Source organism: Sorangium sp. So ce362, from assembly GCF_051519845.1.
In the GTDB taxonomy this organism is placed as follows: Bacteria; Myxococcota_A; Polyangia; order Polyangiales; family Polyangiaceae; genus Sorangium.
Map to the genome: position 1 here is coordinate 7,173,564 of NZ_CP150332.1, position 20,052 is coordinate 7,193,615.

Annotated in this window: 12 protein-coding genes and 1 pseudogene; 3 read left to right on the plus strand and 10 right to left on the minus strand. The window is 69.7% G+C overall.

The window, feature by feature from the left end; all coding sequences use genetic code 11:
• Positions 1–33: 33 nt before the first annotated feature.
• On the plus strand, positions 34–2,256 hold the full coding sequence (locus WMF17_RS27360) for a hypothetical protein (protein WP_437596099.1): 2,223 nt from the start codon (positions 34–36) through the stop codon (positions 2,254–2,256).
• A gap of 155 nt (positions 2,257–2,411) precedes the next feature.
• Here WMF17_RS27360 and WMF17_RS27365 read toward each other — a convergent pair whose 3' ends face one another.
• The 7 genes from WMF17_RS27365 to WMF17_RS27395 form a co-directional block, all read right to left on the minus strand.
• Entirely contained in the window at positions 2,412–3,536 is a 1,125-nt protein-coding gene (locus tag WMF17_RS27365; RefSeq protein WP_437596100.1) for a S41 family peptidase, read from the minus strand.
• 5 nt (positions 3,537–3,541) lie between these two features.
• Complete coding sequence (locus tag WMF17_RS27370; RefSeq protein WP_437596101.1) at positions 3,542–4,129, minus strand: DUF3540 domain-containing protein; 588 nt, start codon at positions 4,127–4,129, stop codon at positions 3,542–3,544.
• A gap of 11 nt (positions 4,130–4,140) precedes the next feature.
• Positions 4,141–5,886, minus strand: a complete 1,746-nt coding sequence (locus tag WMF17_RS27375) for a pentapeptide repeat-containing protein (protein ID WP_437644081.1) — start codon at positions 5,884–5,886, stop codon at positions 4,141–4,143.
• A complete protein-coding gene (locus WMF17_RS27380) occupies positions 5,883–8,297 on the minus strand; it encodes a DUF2169 domain-containing protein (RefSeq protein ID WP_437644083.1) in 2,415 nt (804 codons plus the stop codon). The genes WMF17_RS27375 and WMF17_RS27380 overlap by 4 nt, the downstream gene beginning before the upstream one ends.
• A gap of 15 nt (positions 8,298–8,312) precedes the next feature.
• Positions 8,313–9,584: a hypothetical protein gene (locus tag WMF17_RS27385; protein ID WP_437596105.1), complete on the minus strand. Its 1,272-nt coding sequence runs from the start codon at positions 9,582–9,584 to the stop codon at positions 8,313–8,315.
• A 238-nt stretch (positions 9,585–9,822) separates the two neighbouring features.
• Positions 9,823–11,214 carry a hypothetical protein gene (locus WMF17_RS27390; protein ID WP_437644085.1) on the minus strand — a complete coding sequence of 464 codons (1,392 nt, stop codon included), beginning with the start codon at positions 11,212–11,214 and terminating at the stop codon, positions 9,823–9,825.
• A 120-nt stretch (positions 11,215–11,334) separates the two neighbouring features.
• Entirely contained in the window at positions 11,335–11,943 is a 609-nt protein-coding gene (locus tag WMF17_RS27395; RefSeq protein ID WP_437644087.1) for a hypothetical protein, read from the minus strand.
• Between the two features lie 845 nt (positions 11,944–12,788).
• Between WMF17_RS27395 and WMF17_RS27400 the strand changes: the two genes are divergently transcribed.
• Entirely contained in the window at positions 12,789–14,387 is a 1,599-nt protein-coding gene (locus WMF17_RS27400) for a hypothetical protein (protein ID WP_437644088.1), read from the plus strand.
• A gap of 168 nt (positions 14,388–14,555) precedes the next feature.
• Here WMF17_RS27400 and WMF17_RS27405 read toward each other — a convergent pair.
• Together WMF17_RS27405 and WMF17_RS27410 are read right to left on the minus strand one after the other, a co-directional pair.
• Positions 14,556–14,618: pseudogene (locus tag WMF17_RS27405) on the minus strand (hypothetical protein); the annotation flags it as partial.
• Positions 14,619–14,759: 141 nt separating this feature from the next.
• Complete coding sequence (locus WMF17_RS27410) at positions 14,760–15,695, minus strand: Mov34/MPN/PAD-1 family protein (RefSeq protein ID WP_437644089.1); 936 nt, start codon at positions 15,693–15,695, stop codon at positions 14,760–14,762.
• Between the two features lie 240 nt (positions 15,696–15,935).
• On the opposite strand from WMF17_RS27410, the gene WMF17_RS27415 reads away from it, so the two are divergent.
• Complete coding sequence (locus WMF17_RS27415) at positions 15,936–16,103, plus strand: hypothetical protein (RefSeq protein WP_437596110.1); 168 nt, start codon at positions 15,936–15,938, stop codon at positions 16,101–16,103.
• Between the two features lie 233 nt (positions 16,104–16,336).
• On the opposite strand, the gene WMF17_RS27420 is transcribed toward WMF17_RS27415, so the two are convergent.
• Entirely contained in the window at positions 16,337–19,432 is a 3,096-nt protein-coding gene (locus tag WMF17_RS27420; RefSeq protein ID WP_437644091.1) for a hypothetical protein, read from the minus strand.
• Positions 19,433–20,052 lie beyond the last annotated feature (620 nt).

The following is a 20,052-nucleotide window of genomic DNA, read 5'->3' on the forward strand; positions in this document are numbered from 1 at the left end:
CCTCCCCTCCGCCGAAACGCGAAGGAGCTCCGCGTGCCCAGTTTGACTGTCCCCCTCATTGCCGTCCTCGTCGGTGTCCTCGCCTTCGTCGCCCTCGGGATCCTGGTCATGTACGCCAAGTTCTACCGCCAGGTGGACCAGGGCAAGGCGCTGATCATCAACACCCGAGGCCAGGATCCCATCGTCACCTTCACGGGGACGATGGTCCTGCCGATCATCCACCGCGCCGAGTACATGGATATCTCGGTCAAGACGATCGACATCGATCGGCGCGGCAAGGAGGGCCTCATCTGCAAGGACAACATCCGCGCGGATATCCGGGTCACCTTCTTCGTGCAGGTCAACAAGACCCAGGACGACGTGCGCACGGTCGGGCGGACCATCGGCTGCGTCCGCGCGTCGAACCCGGAGACGCTCGAGCAGCTGTTCGCCGCGAAGTTCTCCGAGGCGCTCAAGACCGTGGGCAAGCGCCTGAACTTCGAGGACCTCTACATGGAGCGGCAGAAGTTCAAGGACGACATCCTCGACGTCATCGGCAAGGACCTGAGCGGGTTCGTGCTCGCCGACGCGGCGATCGACTACCTGGAGCAGACGCCCATCGAGCTGCTCGACAAGCACAACATCATGGATGCCGAGGGCATCCGGAAGATCACCGAGCTCACGGTCACGCAGAACGTGCTGACGAACGATCTCCGCCAGAAGGAGCGGATGGAGATCGGCAGCCAGAACCTGAACTCCGACGAGGCCATCTTCCGCTTCGAGCAGCGCCGGGCCGAGGCCGAGGCGAAGAAGGCGAAGGAGATCGCCGTGTCGCAGGCGCGCGAGCAGAACGAGGCCGCGCGCATCACGAGCGACGAGCGCAAGAAGACGGTGCTCCTCCAGGAGAAGAACGACGAGGAGGCGTTCATCGCCCGCGAGGCGAAGGAGCGCGGCGTCTCGGTCGCCCAGAAGAACAAGGAGCGCGAGATCGCGGTCGAGACCGAGCGCGTCCAGAAGGCGCGCCAGCTCGAGATCGTGAGCCGCGAGCGCGACGTCTCGCTCCAGGAGATCGCCCGCGAGAAGGAGCTCGAGATCCAGCGGAAGGACATCGCCGACGTGGTCCGGGCGCGGATCGCGGTCGAGAAGACGGTGGCCGAGGAGGAGGAGAGGATCAAGGACGTGCGCGCCGTGGCCGAGGCGACGCGCATCAAGGACGTGACGCGCATCAACGCCGAGGCGGAGGCGCAGGAGCAGCTCGTCAAGCACATCAAGGGGGCCGAGGCGAGCGAGGAGGCGGCGAAGTTCCGGGCGCGCGAGAAGCTCCTCACGGCCGACGCCGACCTCGAGGCGAGCGACAAGGCGGCGCGCGCGAAGATCCGCATCGCCGAGGGCGTGCAGGCCGAGTCCGCGGCCGAGGGGCTGGCGCGCATCCGGGTGAAGGAGGCCGACGCGCAGGCGATCGAGAAGCAGGGCTTCGCCGAGGCGCGCGTGGCGCTCGAGAAGATGAACGCCGCCGCCGTCGGCGAGGAGAAGCAGGGCCTCGCGCGGGTGCTCGTGAAGGAGGCGGAGGCGCAGGCGATCGAGAAGCAGGGGCGGGCCGAGGCGCTCGTCACGCGGGAGCGGCTGCTCGCCGAGGCCTCGGGCATCGAGCAGAAGGGGCTCGCGACCGCGAGGACGCGCGAGGCCGAGGCGATCGCCCTCGAGAAGACGGGCCTCGCCGAGGCGACCGCGATCAAGCAGCGGCTCCTGGCCGAGGCGGCCGGCACGGCGGAGAAGGCCGCGGCCATGAAGGCGCTCGACGGGGTCGGGCGCGAGCACGAGGAGTTCCGCCTCCGGCTCGAGAAGGAGCGGGCGGTGGAGCTCGAGGCGCTGCGCATCCGCGCCGAGATCGCGCAGGCGCAGGCCGAGATCCTGCGGGGCGCGTTCGATCAGGCGAAGATCAACATCGTCGGCGGCGACGGGGCGTTCTTCGACCGCTTCGTCAAGGCGATCACCCTCGGCCAGTCGATCGACGGGGTGGTCGATCAGAGCGCCACGGTCCGAGCGTTGGTCGGCGACTACCTGAACGGCAACGCGAGCCTGCCCGAGGACCTGAAGCAGCTCGTCGCGCACCCGTCGCCGAGCGCGAGGTCGTCGGACGGGACGCTGTCGGGGATGCTCACGTCGCTCTTGCCGAGCGCTGACGCCGACGGGAAGAAGAAGATCGAGGCCCTCGCCCAGAAGGCGCGCGAGCTCGGCCTCGACCAGCTCGGGCAGCAGCGAACGCCACGAACCTGAGCGGGGTCGGGAGACGAACCGCCCCGCCAGCCCCGCGCAGGAAGAGCCCCTCGCCGATCCGGCGTGAATCGACCCCGATTTGCCCCAGAGTGATTCACATGAAGGCGGGAAGGCGGGAAGATTATTGATCTTTTCTTCCCGCCTTCATGTTCAAATTAGGCCACCGCCATCTCGTGAGCTCCATCGCGCTCGGCTGGACTCGGGTGATCCTGGAGGGAGTGCGACGGACGGGATTGCCCCGAGCCCAGCGCGCCGATGGCCGCCGCCTTCGCGGCCTCAGGCTCCACAGCGAGGTCGGGGACGACCCCCACCCCGTCGATCGGCTCACCGCCTGGGCGTGCACACCGCCCCACGGTCGCGTGGAGCGCGCCCTCTTCGGTCGAGATCACACGTTGTGCGGTGCCCTTGCCCCACGTGGCCTCGCCCACGACCAGGGCACGGCCGTGGACCTGCAGGCACGCGGCGAAGACCTCCGCCGCCGAGGCCGTCCGCCGGTCCACCAGGAGCGCCAGCGGGAGCGTGCACGGATCGCCGTGGCGGGACCGGTGCACGAGCTCGTCACCGTCCACGTCGACGACACGCACGATCTCCAGGCCCCGATCGAGGAAATCGCCGGCCAGGCGCACGCTGGCGTCCAGGTCACCTCCGGGGCAGCCCCGGAGATCGATCACGAGCGCCAGAATTCCCTCGCCGGTCAGCCGCCGGATCTCGTTGTGGACGAGCGTCGGCAGCGCGCACGAGAAGACGCGGACGCGGAGCACGCCGATCGCGGCAGAGCCCGTCTCCGCCGGCCCCTCCGCGACGATCTCCCCCGGCCCGCACAGCGGCTCCGTCAAGGTCTCCGCGAGCGACGTGAGGGATCCTGCGTCGAGCATCGCCCCGGCCGGCGGGCCGGCGAGGGTGTAGAATACGTTCGTGGCGCTGGGCACCACCACCGCGCCGACACCGTCGTTCATGTTGTTGCCCGTGGTCGGGCAGAGCAGGTTGATCGCGGGGAGGTTGTCGACGTACACGACGGGATTGCCCATCGTGTATTGCCCCGTCCCCTTGACGCTCGGGTGCGCGACGCCCGGGTCGTCGCCAAACGTGACCGGGATCTTCGAGCCCAGGTTGAGCGCGTTGACCATGGAGAGGCGCACGACCGGCGAGAACGGGACGGCCTGCGCGTTGAGCGCGAAGTTGGGATACGGGATCGGCACGACGGCGGGGCCGACCGGCGTGTTGCACACGTCGGGAAAACCGATGTTCATCCCGGCGCCGCGGTTGGAGGCGGTGAGCATCGCCCTTATCCCAGGTGGATCTGCTTGCCGTTGATGGTCACCGTCTCCTCGGTCAGGACGGTGGCGCGCCTGGCGCGGGTGTGCGACTCGTCGTCGACGACCGTGTGCGCCTGCTTGTGGTGCGCGCTGAACAGGCTGGTCACGCGCTGGTAGAGCGAGGCGCACCGCTCCACGATCTCGCCGGCCGTGATCTTCACCTTGTCGACCATCACCTCCAGCCCCTTGCCCGAGATCTCGACGCCGCCGTCGCCCCCGAGGCGCAGCTTCCCGCCCACCGCGCGGACATCGACGTCGCCCGGGAACGCGATCGAGAGGCGGCCGCGCCCGGCGAGGACGCCGATCGCGTAGGTTGCGCCCGGTCCGCCGATGACCAGCAGCACGTCGCCGAGCGACGGCTCGTACGGGAGCGCGAACGCGAAGAACGCGCGCTCGGTGGTGCCGGTCGCGAGCAGCACGGTCGCGCTGTCCGGGCCGAGCGCGGTGACCTCCGCCGGGCCGAGGAACGAGACGGCGCCGCCGGCCGAGGCGAAGATCCCGGCGAGATCCGGACCTGTCTGCGGCGCGCCCATCTGGAGGAAACTGCTGCCCTTCATATCCCTCTCCTTCACTCGTCGTCGAGCCGCTCCGGCATCTGCCAGGACTCGGCCTCGAGCCGCTTGCTGTCCGTGCGCCGCGCGAGCGCCGTGCTCGCGCGGTCCCAGATCGCGCCCTCGTCGAGCACGCAGTGAAGGTTCGCCCGGCCGAGATCGGTCCGCGTGAAATCCGAGCCTCGCAGGTCCGCGTGCGACAGGTCCGCGAAATGCAGCCGCGCGCCGGCGAAGCTCGCGCCCTCGGCCCTGGCCCCGGTCATGATGGACTCGCGGAGATCACAGCCCGAGAGATCGGCGCGCCGGAGCCTCGCCTTCGTGAAGGTCGAGAACCGCAACATGGTGCGGGCGAGGCGCGCGCCCTCGAGATCGGCCTGGCCGAAGAACGCGCCCTTGGCGGCGAGACCCTCGAGGCGCGCGGCGCGCAGATCGGCCTCCATGAAATTGGCCTGCTGGATCACGCAGCCGTCGAGCCGGGCGGCCCCGAGCTTCGCACGGGTGAAATCGCTGCTCGTGAAATCGGCGCCGCGCAGGTCCATGCCCTCGAGGTTGGCGCCGGAGAAGCAACACTGCACCATGGACAGGCCCCGGATCGAGAGCGAGCGAAGGTCCCTGTCGGAGAAGTCCACCCCGTGGAACGTGGCCTTTTCGATGACGGCGCCGTCGAGCGCGGCGCCGTCGAGCACCGTCTGGCGGACGAGCGCGCGCGAGAGGTCGGCGCCCGCGAGGTTCGCCTGAGACAGGAGCACCCGCACGAGGAGCGCGCCGCTCAGGTTGGCGCCCTCGAGGTTGGCGCCGGTCATCATGGTCATCTCCAGGTCCTTGCCGGAGAGATCCACGCCGCGGAGATCCGCGCTGGAGAGGACACAGAACCGCAGCACCGTGCCGGTCAGATCGGCGCCGCGGAGATCACAGCCGGCGAGGATCGTCTTCTCCAGGTGCGCGCCGCGCAGCCGGGCGCCGCGCAGATCGGTGCCGCGGAGCGACGACTCGACCATGCGCACGCCCTCGAGGTCGGCGCCGCGCAGATCGTGGCCCGACAGCTCGGCCCCTTCGAGCTCCCGGCCGCGGAGGTCCGTGCCGGCGAGCGTGGCCTCGTCGAAGACGGCGCGGCTCATCACCCGGGGGAGCCGCGCCTCGCGGAGGTCGGCGCGGAGGAAGATCGCCGTGTTCACCGTCGAGCCGGAGAGATCGGCGCGCGCGAGCACGGCGGACGTGAAGACTGCCTGTTCGATGTGGCAGTCCGTAAGGCGCGCGTCCGTGAGGTTCGCCCGGCTCCATGTCGTGCGGCCCAGCCGTGTGCCCGAGAGATTGGCGCCTTGCAGATCGGCGCCGTCGAGAGAGGCGCCTTCGAGGTCGGCGCCCGAGAGATCGGCGCCACGGAGGTTCGCCCCGGGCAGCGAGGCGCCGCGCAGGCTCGCGCCCCGCAGATCGGCCGCCTCGAGCGTGGAGCGCGCGAGCGCGAGGCCTTCGAGCTTGGCCCCCGCGAGGCGCGCATGGGTGAGATCGACCAGGATCCCCTTCGCGTCCTGGAGACAGGCACCTTCCAGCCGGGCGCCGTGGAGGACGACGCCCATGAGCTGCGCGCCGCGCAGGTCCGCCCGCTCCAGGCTCGCGCCGCGGAGCGTGGCGCGCACGAGCCTCGCGCCGGCGAGGCGCGCCGCGGGGAGATCGCGGCCCGCGAGATCCACGTTCGCGACGAGCGCCCCCTCCAGGGAGCGCCCCGCCCGGACCGCGGCCTCGATCTCGTCGGCGCGTGTCATGCGTGCTCGAACCTCGCGCGCTCCAGGTTGGCGCCGCTCCAGTCACACCCGCGGACGGTGGCGCCGAGGAGCTTGGCGTCGTAGAGGTTGGCGCCCGGCAGGCGCGCGCCGTCGAGCCGGGCCTTGTTGAGCTCCGCGCCGAAGAGGTTGGCGCGCGCGAACCCGGCGCGGAGGAGGCTCGTCCGGTAGAGGCGCGCCTCGGCCAGGTCGGCGCCGTAGAAGCGCGCCTCGTCGGCGATGGCCTCGGTGAAATGAGCGGCCCGGAGGTGGGCGAGGCGGAAATCGGCGCGGCGCAGGAGGGCGCCGGTCCAGATCGAGCCCTCGGCCCGTATGCCGATGAGGTTGGCGTCCTCCAGCGACGAGCCCATGAAGCTCGAGCCGCCGAGGCGCGCGCGGGCCCAGATCGAGCGCGCGGCGCGGCAATCGCGGAAGGCCGACCGGGTGATCTCGGCCTCGGTGAGGTCCGCGGCCTCGAGGACGGCGCCCTCGAAGTCGGCCCGGGAGATGCGCGCGCCGCCGAGCCTGGCCCTCGTGAGATCGGCGTCTGGGAGAGAGACGAACTGCCCGTGTGCGCGCCGCAGGTCCGCTTCCCGCAGGATGGCCCCCTTGAAGCACGCCTGCTCGAGCGACGCGCCCTTGAGAATGGCACCTTCGAGCAGGGCATGGGTCCCGTTGCAGAGCTCGAGATTGCACTGCGCGAGATCCGCGCCGAGCAGGTTGGCCTCGAAGAGCACGGCTCCCTTGAGGCTCGCGCCGGTCAGCCGGGCGCCTTGCAGGCTCGCGCCGGTGAGGATGGCGCCGTCGAGCTTCGCGCCGCGGAGGTCGCGGTCGCGGAGGTCGCGGCCCGTCAGATCCTGCCCGGAGAGGTCGCGACCCGGGCCGGGCTCCTCCGGCGACGGCTCCCGGAGGGTGGGATCGAGCTCTCGAAGGCGCGCGTCGCCCCACAGGGCCTCGGCCTGGGCGAGGAGGCTCAGATCTTCGGGCGTGGCCTGGTTCTGCTGGGCGCGCGCCCGGGCCTTGGTCACCGCTTCGAGCGCGCTCTTCAGCACCTCGCGCAGCGAGACGCGCGGCTTTGCGCCCGGGATGGTCGGCGACACCGGGGGCGGCGTCGTGGCAGCGGGCGCGCCGGACAGGAGCTCGAGGATCCTGGCGCGCATGTCGGTGCCCGGGGGCGCGTTCGCGATCGCGTCGTCGATTCGCTTGCGGACCTGCGCCCGGACGTCGGGCGCGAGAGGGGCGAGCTTCTGCGCGAGGAGGGCGTCCAGCGGGTCGGCTCCGGGCTCGGCCGCCCTCTTCTGCGCGGCCTCGATCTCGCGGCCGCGCGCGACGGCCTCGGCGAGCTGGGGAGACATGTCCTTGAATCCCAGCGGGTCGGCCTCGAAGGCCTCGAGCTGGGCGCGGTAATGGTCCTCGGGGAGGGGGCGCTCGGCCAGAGGCTCCGCGGCGACGAGCGCGAAGGTGATGTCGCTCAGATCGTCCTCGCGCACCTCGGTGAGTCCGCGCCACGAGAGGACGACGCGCTCCGCCTCCAGGTCGGCAAAGAGGGTGTCGAGCACCATCCTCACCTCGCGGAGAGCTCCGTCCCTGTCCTTGACGAAGGCGCGCACGCGCAGCCCTGGCAAGCGAGACGTGTACACGGCGTGGACCGGGTGCAGGCCCTGGAACGAGACCTCCTCGTCGCCGCGCAGGTACGGGAGCTGCTGGTCCGCGGGGGCGGCATTGAAGAAGGACCAGTCGAAGTCCTCGGCGAAGTACGGGGCGCGGGTCCTGCGGTAGGAGGCGCCGTATTCCTTCCCCATCTTGCCGGCGCGCTGAGGCCAGGCGGGGTTGATGGGGCCGAAGCCCGCGGGCTCCGGCCGGTCGTCTCTCGACCGAACGAGAAAGCGCGGGTCCTCGACCGTGGGCAGCTCCCCGGGTCCGAGCCCTTTCCCGGCCGGATTCTTCACGTATCCAGGACCGCCGAAGGCGCCTGTCCAGTCGATCGGCATCTCGACGAAGGGCGCGGGCTCGCCCATGGCGGGGCCGAGGACATGCTCGGTCCAGACGCGCCTGCCGGTGATGCGGAGCGCCTTCGACCACGAGCCCACGGAGAAGCGCACGTCCATCTCGCGGACCGGCCTGCCCCCGGGAGCGTGGCACTTCCCGGCGAGGAGCACGTCGGCACGCAGCTTGAAATCGGCGAAGTCGCCCGGATACAGGCAGTCACCGAGACGCTCGTCGTCTCCGTCGCGGAAGGTCTCGGCCTGGAGAGGGCCCTGGACGATCTGCGGAATGCCCTCGAGCGGCGCCGCCACGGCGCCGTGCCGGAGCGCGAACGTGCCGCGCACGACGAGCGTCATCTCCGGCCGGGGCGGCCTGCGCGAGGTGACCTTCGCCCCGAAGAGCAGGTCCGTCGTGTTCTTCGTGCGCATCGCCGGGGCCCGCGATCAGCCGAGGAAAATGGCCATGGCGAGGCGCTTCATGACGAGGCTCGCGGACATGTCCTGGCCGATGACGGCCGAGTCCGAGTCCCCCATGGTGACCTCGAACTTGTAGCCGATGCGGATGTCGTTGATGGCCTTGGCGACGTTGAGGTCGAGGATGAGCGGCGCGATGCGCATGCCGGTGATGCCGATCGCCGAGATGTCGATCCCGAGCTTCTTGAGGCCGAGGAACAGGTCGAGCGCGGCGCCGATCTGGATGCTCTCGCTGGGGCCGAGGAGGAAGCTGAAGTCGTTTCCGATCAGCATGGACGACGACGTGCCGATCTGCTGGCTGACCGTGTTGCCGATGGTGCTCTCGTTGATGATACCCGCGATGGTCTCGCTGGAGATCGCGCCCGCGACCGTCGATTCGTGGATCGTGGAGACGGGCTTTCCGGTCGAGCCCGTCTGCGAGTCGATGCTGTCCGCCCATGTCTTCTCGGTGATCGTGGGGATGGGTACCTGCTCGGAGCCGGTCTGCGAGTCGATGCTCTGGGCCCACGTCTTCTCGATCAACACCGGGTTTTCACGGGTGACCGTGAAGTCGTTGAGCGGGTTGGGGTTCGTCTCCGGGACGAGGCTGCCCGGGCTCTCGGTGCCGGTGATGCTCTCCTTGAGAGGACCGTAGAACTCCTCCTTGACCTCCCCGTTGTAGATCGCGTGCACATCCCCCTTCTCGGTCTTCTCGTGGACCTTCCACGTGCCGCGGCTCTCGACCCAGGTGATCTCGGTCACGGCGCCGGGGGTGACGCGCCAGTCCTGGACGTGACCGCCCCCCGACTCGTACGAGGTCGTGCCGCCCGTGGCGCCGTCGACGGTGGTCGGATCACCGGTCACCGGGTATCGACCGAGCACGACCATCTTGTAGTTGCCGCGGATCACCTCGATCTTGTCGCCGCGGGTGGTGGAGATGCGGTTGCCGTCCGAGTGGTCGAGCCATCCGCCGCGGGTGTGCAGCTTGGCGCTCTCGGCCTGGCGGTCCGCGACGGGGTGGGCGGAAGGGTCGCGCGGGCGCGTGTCGTCGACGAAACCGTGGACGAGCTTGGCGAGATCGTCGCCGGGCTCGTCGACGATCTGCGGCGGGTCGGAGCCCGGAGCGGTGGGCACGGCCCCGAGGCGGATGTAGCTCGACATCTGGCGGGACGCGATGGTGTCCCCGAGCAGGCTGTCGGTGCCGAAATTCGGAACCACGACGCGAAAGTACTTGCCATTCGACTGGATGTCGTCTCCGCTCATCTCTGGCTCCGTTCGCGTGCCGGTGGACCGGGTGGAAGGCCCGATGATGCGGGTGCGGCGCACGCAACGTCAAGGGTACATTCGCTCGCGCGCCGAGTATGGAAGGGGACGGCGCGGCAAAGGCCTCCGTCGCGATCTTCCCCGTCGGGCCCACCGCCGCGGCGACGGTGTGATTGCGGAGATCCCGCCGGGCTTCGATTTCCGCTGCTTTCACGCGGCGCCACCCGATGCGCTCGGGTTACTGGTTCTTGGTCAGGTAGATCAGGGCGGCGATGCACATCTCGTCGAGCGTGCTCTCGCCGAGGCGCACGTCGACCGGGGCCGGGAGGTGCTGCTCCTTGAGCGCCTTCGCGAGGAACGGGTTGCCTGTCGAGTTGTCGTAGGTGCAGCGCATCGTGAGCAGATCCCCGCCGCGGAGGCGCGGGAGCTCCGCGATGGGGACGTCGTAGTAGAACGCGCGCTGCCACGAGAAATCCCACCGCGGCGTCTGCACCAGGCACTGCTCCCCTGCCCCGCCGGCAGCCCCCTGCTCGTGCTCCAGGCTGACCTTCATGTCCGTGCCGACATAATGCATGTGCGTGCCAGCGCCGTAGAGGTACGTCTCCGAGGCAGACACCGACTCGGGTAGCCTCAATTGCATGGTCTCGACATGATCCTTCGCGCCGGCAGGGATCAGGAACTCGACGCCGTTCGCGTCGTTCGGCCCGGGCAAGAGGCCGCCCCCCTCGGCCAGCGGCGACCCGAAGTTGCCGATCAGCGCGACCCCCATGGCGTACTCCGGCACGCCCTGCGTGAAGCGCATCTGAAGGCGCGTCGTGTCCGGGTCGGCGGTCGCCCCCGCCGGGTGATAATGCACCTGCATCACCAGCCGCGCGCCGACCGGGAGCTCGGCGCCGATGTTCGGCGCGAACTCCAGAGGAACAGCCCCCGGCGCCCACGCGGCCACGAGCTCGCCCGAGAAGCCAGGGCCGCCGAAGCAGTCGTAGCCCCCCTCCTCGTCCGCGAGCTCGTCGGCCACGCCCTCCTTGTCGAGATACACGAGCGCGTGGTGCACCACCTTGCGGTTGCCAGGAAGGACGTGCACGCCGTTGATGTAACGCGTCTCCGCGAGCCCAGGATCCATCACGAAACACCGGAACTGGTCGGCATCGCCGCTCGCGACGAACGGCGCCTCCGGCGAGACCTCCAGCTCGACACCGGCAAGCCCGCCGGCGCCGGCGACGAACGGGGGCGGCGCGGCGGCCGGATCCCCCTCGGGGCCGCCCGCAGCAGCCCACGCCTCGAAGACGGCTATCTCTTCCTCGGTCAGCCGGAGATCATCCCTCCAGCCGTGAGGAGGCTGGCACTCGTCGGTCTCCTCCGCTCCCCACGGCGGCATCGTGCGATCCCGCGTCGAGGCCGCGAGCAGGTTCGCCACCGTGCGGGCGGCGTCGTACGTCGTCAGGCTGAATGGGGCGATGTTCCCGGGGGAATGACAGCTCATGCAGTGCTCCTGCAACAGCGGCTCGACGTCGCGATGGAATGTCGGCGACGTCGCCGTGGAGCCCGGCCCCTCCTCACCAGAACAACCGAGGAGCAACGCCGGCAGGAACACGAGCGACGTGAGCACACCCGATGTCGACTTTCGCATGGAACTCCCTTTCAACAGCCTCCGCCGCGCAGACGTGTCGACGGGATCATGAAGGCCTCATCGCGAGGCAGCCCGGCTTGCATCAGCTCGGATGTCGTGGCGTCGCGACAAGGGGGTCCGTCAGGGGAACCAGAGCAGCTTCTCGGAGGAGGGTTTGTAACAGCTCTCCCTCGCTGCCTCCTCGTCGTCCGTGCAGCTGGACGACGAGAGGCAGTCCGCGATGGCGTGCAGCGCGCCTGCGTTGTACGTGGTCGTGAGCAGCACCCGCTGGGCCGTCTCCAGCTTGTCGACGGCCGTCTTGCAGTCGGCCGCCGACACCTCCTCCTCGCAGCGCGCCGCCCGCTGGCACCGCGCCGCGATCACCTCCTCGCTGCCCGGCCCGTCCGCGCCCATCTCGACCGTGACCCCGTCGTTGCACTCGGTGATGAGCTGGCTGTTGTCCGGGGCATCCGCGCCAGCCGCCTCGTGCCGCGCCGTGAAGCACTTGGTCATCCCGCGCAGGTAGGCCGCCGACGCCGTCGGGTATGCGCCTTTGCACGCCCCGAGGTGCTCCCATGCATCACCCGAGCCGTTCAGCTTGGCGAGCCCCTGGCACCACGCTGCCTGGGCGCTTGTGACATCCGAGCTATCGGGGTAGCTGGCCCCGCCGCCACCGCAGGCGGCGACCAGCAGCGCAGCGATCCCGAGGGCAGGGATCGCGGCAAGGGTCGGAGGTCGGAAGGCGCTCATGCCCGAATGTTTGCCAGGAATGCGCGCGGACCGTCAAGGTTTGTGATGCGCCTGGAGCTCCGCCATCCCTCGACCATCAGCACCGTGTGGGCTCACCGAGCGCGGTGAGGAGGCGGGCGATGCTGCTCGGCTCAGTGAGCAGGGCGACGAGCTTCATCCTGCCCTTGCAGGCCGGGCACTCAAGCACATCGATCCTGCGAACGTCCGGCGCAGCAGCTCGGCCCACGGCCGATAGCCGCCTCGCTTGCGTTCGGGAGCGGGCTCGTCGTCCGCTTTCGCGGGCTGTTGCGGCTTCGCAGGGCGCGGTCCGATGCGCCGGCGCCCCAACGTGGGCGGCTCGCAGGCGCGCGCCCCCCGCGCACTTCACGGTGTGGAAGCGCGAGGGACGCGGGCAGGGGCGGCGCCGTCGGCACGGGCGGGACGCCCGGTGGCAGCGGGGGCGCGGCGGGGGGGGCCCCAAAGCCGCGCTCGAACACGGGCCGACCGCGAGGCGTCTCACCGCGCTCGTCGACCTCGATGTCCAACTCGCCATACATGGCGATGTCCGCGGCGAGGCGACTCAATATCTGGCGGTCCCGCTCGACCGTTCCCTGATGAACGCCCTGACCTTCAGGTGGCCATCGGGTACTGATGAAACGTGCCTCCCGCAGGGCGATGAAGTGAAAGGCGGCCCCTCGATGCGTGGATGGGCGATTCTTGTCGTGTCGCATCTTTCCGGGGGCCCTCGGCGGGATCGTGCGGCGCTGATGAATGCGGTGCCCACGCCGAGCAACGAAGCGATCATGACCAGAGACGCCGAGCGAATCGATTCAGCATCCAGGACCAGCATGGACGCATCGGCCGCCTTGACCATCGCAGCGGTCCTCGCCGCGACGGCGTGTGAGCCGGCAGCGCGCGGGGGCGAAGCAGGCGATGGCCGCAGCGACAACGCTACAGCCGACAGCGGCCATACCGCCAGCGCGCGTGGCGCGCTCGGCGCCGGCGGCGCGGACGGCTGCGAGGCGGCGAGCGGCAGCGGCGGCGAGGGCGGCAGCAGCTCGACCGGCGCCGGCGGCGAGGGCGGCAGCAGCTCGACCGGCAGCAGCATGCCAGGCACGTGCACGCCGGGCTCGGTCGTCGCCTGCTACACCGGCCCCGCCGGGACCGCGGGCGTCGGGCGCTGCGCTCCCGGGACGCAGGCCTGTCGCGCGGACGGTCTTGGCCACGGCCCCTGTACGGGTGAGGTGACGCCCGCCGCAGAGCTCTGCGCCACGCCGGTGGACGAGAGCTGCGACGGCGTCCCCAGCTGCCCTCAGCAGCTACCGTGGGCGCGCGGGTACGGCAGCACTGGCTGGGACAGTGGCATGTCCATCGTGAGCGACGCCTGGGGCAACTACTACGTCTCGGGTGAGTTCGAGGGGACGGTCGACTTCGGCGCCGGCCCCCTCACCAGCGCAGGGCAGTCCGACGTCTTCTTTCTCAAGCTCGATCCTTCGGGCTCGGTGATCTGGAGCAGGCGCTACGGGACCGAGTTCGACGACTGGGGCGGCGTCATGACCGTCGACGGGAATGGCAACATCTTCCTCGCCGGCAGTTACGGCGGCGGCGCGATGGGGCAATTCCCGGGCCCGGATTTCGGCGGGGGCCCGATCTCGGCCGCCGAGGACAGGGGAGCCTTCGTGGCCAAGTTTGACCCCGGCGGCGATCATGTCTGGAGCGCCGGATACACGGTCGTGATCCCCACGTCCATGCAGAGAGTAGCGGAGATCGCCGTCGATGCCCTCGGCGACGTGTACATGATCTACGACATCAGCGACTGGGCGCACCTCACGAAGCTGGGCGCCGGAGGCAGCGGCGTTCTCTGGACACAGCTCGTGCCGGCGTCCGCCGTCAGCAACGGAGCGGTAAGCCTCGCGGTCGACAGCGCCGGCAACGTGATCGTGGCGAACGAGGACCCAATGACTTGCTGCTATGGAGGCCCGCTCTATTTCACTGTCTCCAAGTTCGACTCGACGGGCGCGCTGCTCTGGCAGCGCCTGTTCGAGTCCGACGGATCGGCGATGGCGTCTTCGGTGGCGGTCAATGCGGCGGACGAGGTCCTCGTGGCGGGCTTCACGGACGGTCTCATCGACTTCGGCGGCGGCGTGCTCCCCGCCGGGCCCGTGCTCGTCAAGCTGGATGCTGCAGGCCAGCATCTCTTCAGCCGCTCGGTGCGCTTTGGCGACAAGATCGCCCTCGATTCCGCCGGGGGAATGGTCGTCGCCGGGGGCGGGCTCGCCGGGCTCGACGCGAGCGGGAACGAGCTCTGGTGGGCGGGCTTCGATCCTCTCGTGGACGATATCGCGTTCTCTCCGAATGGCACCGTTGCCATCACCGGAAGCATGACCGATCCGGTGGACTTCGGGACCGGCCCGATCACCTATGCAGATAGTCGCGATATCTTCGTGGCCACGTTCAATCCCTGAGAGCCGCCGTGCCGGTGCACCGCCGGGGCCCCGGCTTCCGACGCCACGCCGCCTGTTCATCCTCGAGCGCGTGCTCAGCCGCCTCGTCGACCTGAGCAGTCACAGGCGAGCGGCGCGGCGGCCCGGGCGAGCCGCCGCGCGCGGATCTCCGTCACGGGTCGATCCGGGTCAGTCGACCTCCTCGTGGCACGTGGCGCTGCAACCGTCGCCGCTCGCGGTGTTGTCGTCGTCGGGTCAGCCGCAACCTGGGTCGGATCGGTGCAACCTCGGATCGGTCCAACCTGGGTCGGGTCGGTGGGTCGGGTCGGTGCAACCTCGGATCGGTCCAACCTGGGTTGGGTCGGCGCAACCTGGGTCGGGTCGGGGCGCCACTCAGCTGATCGTGCCCGTGTTGACGTTGATGTTCCAAGGCGAGGCAGGGATGCCTGCCAGAACGGGCCCAGCCGCAGCCGCGACCGCGCCTCCCATGGGATAGCCGACGCGTGTGGATGCCAAGCGGAGCGGCCCGTAGATGTAGACGTGCCCGTCGCAGCTCAGAACGATGCCTTGCAGGTTGCGCACATAGGCATTTTGTATGTCAGCCTGGCTCGGCGTAGCGTTCCCATGCGTCAATGGGTGGGAGTGAAAATTTGCGATCATCGCATATCCATCGGGGGCGACCTCACCGGAGTAGCTCCCTGGATCCGCGAGATCGATCGCTGCGCCGGTGGCTCGGTCATTGTCTTTCAATGCATTGGAGCGCTTCGTCGAGGCGAGCACGACCTTGTATTCATGGCTGGCCCCGCCCACCTTGAAGAAGATCCAGCCACCGCGCTCTTGGACGGTCTTCCCTTTCAGGTTGATGCTGAGCATCCAGGCTTCCTTCAAGGCATCGCGCACCTTGGAGTCACCGAGGGCATCATTCGCCGTTTTGGCCGCCGCGCCGCCGTACGCGGCGGCGAGTACCGCGTTGTTGAAGCCATGCTGGAGCACCAGCGCTGCGGCCCTCTGAGCCACACGGACAGCTTCTGGAATCCGGGCCTGGGCGGCAGACCGGGCGAGACGCTGCTGCACGACGATCGCCGGATGCGTCAGCCGCGGCACGCCCCCCTTGGACGGGGACTGCGGCGGAATCACCGTCGCCCGGTGCGGCGGCAGGCCCTTCCCTTGCACGACTGTCGCCGGATGCGGCGCCTTCGGCTGCACCGCCGTCGACGGATGAGGAGGCCGCGTGGTGGCACCGCTCGGCGCCGGCTTCGGCTGCGCCACCGTGGCCGGATGCGGCGGCCGCTCGCGCGGCCCGATGGGACGGGAAGGCTCCGATGACATCCTGACCTCTTCATCCGATCGTCGCGGAGCCGGTTCTCGTCGGCCAACTTCTCGGGCACCTCATCAAGCCCGGGCGCGCATCAAGGCAGTCGCAGATAGGACAAGCAAACGCGTTCTGCAAAATCAAGATTCTCGGAGCCGTTCCTGACTCGTGCAGTCCGACTGTACGAGCTCATTGACAGAACGGGCGGCACGGGCGGGGGTTACGGGCTCGGGACGATCGTCATCGGGCGCGAGGTCATGGGTGTTCCCGCCCTCGGGCACGACGGCGCCATTCCCGGCTACGCCACGGAGATGCTGTATTACCCCGAGCAGCAGGCCGCCGTGGTCGCCATCGTGAACTGCGACACAGCGGATCCCGCCCTCATCGCGCTCTCGGCGAGCGGGCTCCTTCTCGACTCCGAGTGAGCCAGGAGGCGCCCCGCCAGGATTCCGAGAGATTCCGCGAGAACGACGGGCGCTGCGACGCTCGCCGTCCGCGCGCGGCGATCGCGCGTGATCCGATGGGCCCGTGCGCACGTTGCTGCCCCTCGCGCTCCTCACCGCGGCGACCCTCGCGGCCTGCGCTCCTGGAACGCCGCCCTGGGGGAAGCCATGGAGACCGCGATCGGGGGCCCGGGGGAGCAGGGCGGCGCCGATCGCTACCGGAAGAGGTAGCAGTAGCTCGCGTCGAGCATCGCGTCGGCGCTGGCGCAGCCCGGGGGCACGCAGTGGCCCTTTTCATAACCGGCGCTGAGGTCGCACTTATACCAGTCCGGGAAGCCCTTGCCCGAGCAGTCCGCGTCCTCGATGCACTCGCTCACGCACTGATCTTCCGCGTCGCAGTACCCGCCGGCCTCCTCGCAGACACCTGGCAGGTTGACGCCTTCCACCTCACACGAGCCGAGGAAGTTGACGCACGTCCCGTGGGAGAAGCTGAACCCGCCCAGCTGGTTGTAGACGCAGGCGGTCAGCCCATTCGCATACGTATCGATGGCGTCGCAGTTGTCGACGCAGAACCACGGCATCTCGCTCACCGCCTCGCGACCCGCCGAGTTACCCGGGTCGGGCAGGCACTTGCCGCCGACCGACGGGCCCCACCCGCTCTGCTCGCTGCCCCAGCAGGAGAGGCTCTCCCCGAGGCCCACGCAGTCGCTGTCGAGCTGACAGGGGCAGCCCAGGTTGGTGTCCTCGCCGCACTCCTGGCAGACAGGGTAGTCCTTGCCCTGCCGGGTGACCTTGCCGCATACCACCTGGTTGCCCGGTGTGGCGGCGGTGCCGTCATCGCAGTACTGACCCAGGCCGTACAGGCCGTTCTTGACGTGGCTGCCGGCTCCGTCGGCGTAGCCGCCGTCGAACGCGGCGTCCTCGGCCTGGACGACGTCGACGTCGGCGCAGGGGCAGCCCACGGTGCCAAAGTACGCAGGGTTCTCCGGGTCGGGGCAGCCGCCGTACTCATAGGGGTTCGGGATCAGCGCCTCCTGGGGGCGATGGCGGCAGGCGTACTCGTCGCGGACGCCGGCCGCGACGTTCTCGGCGTGCTGGAGGTCGACGAACGCAAACCCGTCGGTCGTGCTCAGCCGGCCGTTCGTGAGCTCGAGCCCGATGTACGGGAGCGCGATGTAGGTCTCGATCGGCTTCAGCTTCTCCTCGCACGCCGGCAGATCGGTCGCGACGTCCTGGAGCCACAGCACGACGCGGAGGTCGTCGTCGACGTTCGGGGTGCGGGGTACGACACACCTGGAGAAGATCTCCTCCTGCGTGATGAAGGCGAGCAACGCCGCCTTGACCTGGCAAGCCTCCGAGCTCGGATCGACGCCCTCGTCACAGGCGAGGAGGATCGACGGGTCGTCGACGATCGGCGGTGGAACCGTGAGCGCCGCGAAATCGAGATCGGCGTCGCACTGGCTCATCATGGCGCAGAGCATCGGCATCACCTCGTCGAGCTGAGCCATGGGGATCTTCTGATCGGGGTCGAGCGCGCCGAGCGCCTGGCTCAGGTCGAGCGGGGCGGACCAGTCGATCTCGGACAGCTGAAGCCCGGCGGCCGTCTTCACCGCGTCGATGACATCGATGCTCGGCGCGCTCAGGGGCTGGCCGAAGCTCAGGCGGGCGAGCAGCGCGGCGGGCGCGCTCCGGAAGGGGGCGGCGCCAAGGTCGAAGCCGCCGGGGGCGATCACGCGGTGCCCCAGGCACTCGGCGCCCTCGTCGCATGCCGCCGTGCCCGCCAGGTTGATCGCCACCGCGCCATCGGGGGCGACGTCGACCAGCGCGTCCCCGGCCGGGCAGGCGTCCAGATCCTGGGTGAGCTGCTGGCCTGAGATCGCCTTGTTGATGTCGTGCGCGAGCCGCGACTTGAAGAGCTCCTCGACGCTGCAATCCTTCCCCACGAAGCTGCAGCCGAAGGCGTACACCCAGTCGACGACGTTCAACAGGCCACCCTCGATGCCGACGTCGACCGACGTCGGCGAGACGACGATGGCGTACTTCTCCTTGCCGTTCTTCTTGCCGACCTCCTCGCAGGCGAAGGCCAGCTCGATCTGGAGGCTGAAGTCGCCGAGCGAGGTGTAGAGGGTGCCGCAGTGGTCCGGGCCGTTGCCGAGACCTACGCCGTCGCAGTCGCCGGGGTCGAAGGTCCCGTTGGCGACCTGAAGATCGGCGTCGATGAGGAGCCGCTTGCGATCGCTGCTGCCCTTGATCTCGAGCCAGGGGGAGGGGCTTCGCTCGCTGAGCGGGGCACAGCCGCCGAAGTCGCAGTCGACCTGCCCGCCGTTGCCATGGGTGTCGGCCCAGAAGCCTTGGAGTCCGCGATCGTTGTCGCAGTAAAGGCCGTTCGCACAGCCCTTGGCCTGCGCCGCCAGGACCCGGCCGAACATCCCCTCGATCAGGTGGCTCAGATCCCGGGCGCTGAACTCGAGCACCTCGGGGTTGAAGGCGAGGCGCTTGTTCTCGTCGATGACGACGTGCTTGAAGAGGGCGCTGAGCTCGTTGAAGCTCAAGCCCCAGAGCGGGTTCTTGCGCAGCTCGTCGCCGCCGAAGCCGACGATCCCCGTGTCGCCGGCGCCGCCGGTGGCGCGCAGGAGCGTCGGCTGGGACGTCGCCTTCTTCGCCTCGAAGAGCGGGATGCCGTGCGCCGAGAGGCGGACCTCGTCGATCCACCACTCCCGGGTGTACGACGCGTCGGCGCACGGCACGCCGTGCGGGTTGTCCTTGCAGCGCGTGGCCGGCAGATCGAGCCCGAACTCCAGCTTGTCGATGTCAGCGAGGGTGCGCACGCCCGGCGCATAGACGTTGTAGGTGTCGCTCGTGAACGAGCGGTGATCGCGGAGCCCACGATCGAGGTAGTTGCAGATCGGGGTGGTGTCGTAGTACGGCGGGATGCAGTCGTTGTCGAGCTTGCAGTCCCGGATGCACGTCTTGCACTCGGTGCTCCCCGGGGAGGCGGCGCACGCGCGGCAGGAGCGCTCGCACGTGGCGTTGGCGCAGCGATCGAGGCAGGCCTTGCACGTGGAGCTCTCCGGAGCGGCGACGCAGACGGAGCAGGAGATCTGGCACACGTCGCAGCTCTCCGTCGCCCGCGTGCTCGCGGAGCCCGTCGCGCTCGCCAGATCCGGGGGAGCCTGGGCGCGGAGCGCATCAGCGGCCTGGGGCGAGTCGATCTCTCGCGAGCTCGCGTCGGCGCAGCCGACCAGGAGGGCGGCGAGCGAGATGCTCGCGAGAGCACCTGGATGAAGGGGCGGGGTTCTCGAGGGGGACATCGTATCTAACTCCTTTGCGCCCTGGAGCGCACGCAGGCGGGGCCGCTGGCCGGCGAGGACAGCGACCCCAGTCGTGGTCTACGGAAGCAAGTCGCTCACGCATCGGGCTCGATCCTCATCGGGTAGCAGGGGAGATACCCAGAGGCGCTGCGCGTGGTTCGAGGCGATGGTGTTCAGCCGTCGAAGATCGAATCGTCGCAGCCGCCATCCTCGCCCGAGCATCCGCGACGTCGCGCTGCGCTCGCCACCATGCACCATGTGCTCGCAAGCCGCGTACCAGCGTGCTCCGGCTCGGCCGCCTTGCCGGGGAACAGCGTGTCCCGATCTGTGCTCTGCCCGGATCCCTTCGCGTCGAGCGCCCCGCGATGGTACGCGCGAGTGACGTGCCAGGTGACACGCGCGCGTTACATGTCATCCGCGCATGACACCCGATCCTGGCGCTCGCAGCACGCGAACGTCCGCCGTGCTGTGGCGCGTATCGCCGAGCGCGGACAACCCGCATCGGTATCATGGCCACCGGCTCCCGGCGGACCCGCCCGCGAGACGGTCGCCGCCGCACGTGGCCGCTTCCCGCGCCGGTCCCCGGCGTGCGACCATTGCGCGCCATGGGCAAGGTCACC

Coding starts and splice junctions, on each gene's coding strand:
- WMF17_RS27385 (WP_437596105.1), bottom strand. CDS start 9,584: ATGAGCGGAGACGACATCCAGTCGAATGGCAAGTACTTTCGCGTCGTG.
- WMF17_RS27395 (WP_437644087.1), bottom strand. CDS start 11,943: ATGAGCGCCTTCCGACCTCCGACCCTTGCCGCGATCCCTGCCCTCGGG.
- WMF17_RS27375 (WP_437644081.1), bottom strand. CDS start 5,886: ATGACACGCGCCGACGAGATCGAGGCCGCGGTCCGGGCGGGGCGCTCC.
- WMF17_RS27415 (WP_437596110.1), top strand. CDS start 15,936: ATGGGTGTTCCCGCCCTCGGGCACGACGGCGCCATTCCCGGCTACGCC.
- WMF17_RS27420 (WP_437644091.1), bottom strand. CDS start 19,432: ATGTCCCCCTCGAGAACCCCGCCCCTTCATCCAGGTGCTCTCGCGAGC.
- WMF17_RS27390 (WP_437644085.1), bottom strand. CDS start 11,214: ATGCGAAAGTCGACATCGGGTGTGCTCACGTCGCTCGTGTTCCTGCCG.
- WMF17_RS27410 (WP_437644089.1), bottom strand. CDS start 15,695: ATGTCATCGGAGCCTTCCCGTCCCATCGGGCCGCGCGAGCGGCCGCCG.
- WMF17_RS27380 (WP_437644083.1), bottom strand. CDS start 8,297: ATGCGCACGAAGAACACGACGGACCTGCTCTTCGGGGCGAAGGTCACC.
- WMF17_RS27365 (WP_437596100.1), bottom strand. CDS start 3,536: ATGCTCACCGCCTCCAACCGCGGCGCCGGGATGAACATCGGTTTTCCC.
- WMF17_RS27370 (WP_437596101.1), bottom strand. CDS start 4,129: ATGAAGGGCAGCAGTTTCCTCCAGATGGGCGCGCCGCAGACAGGTCCG.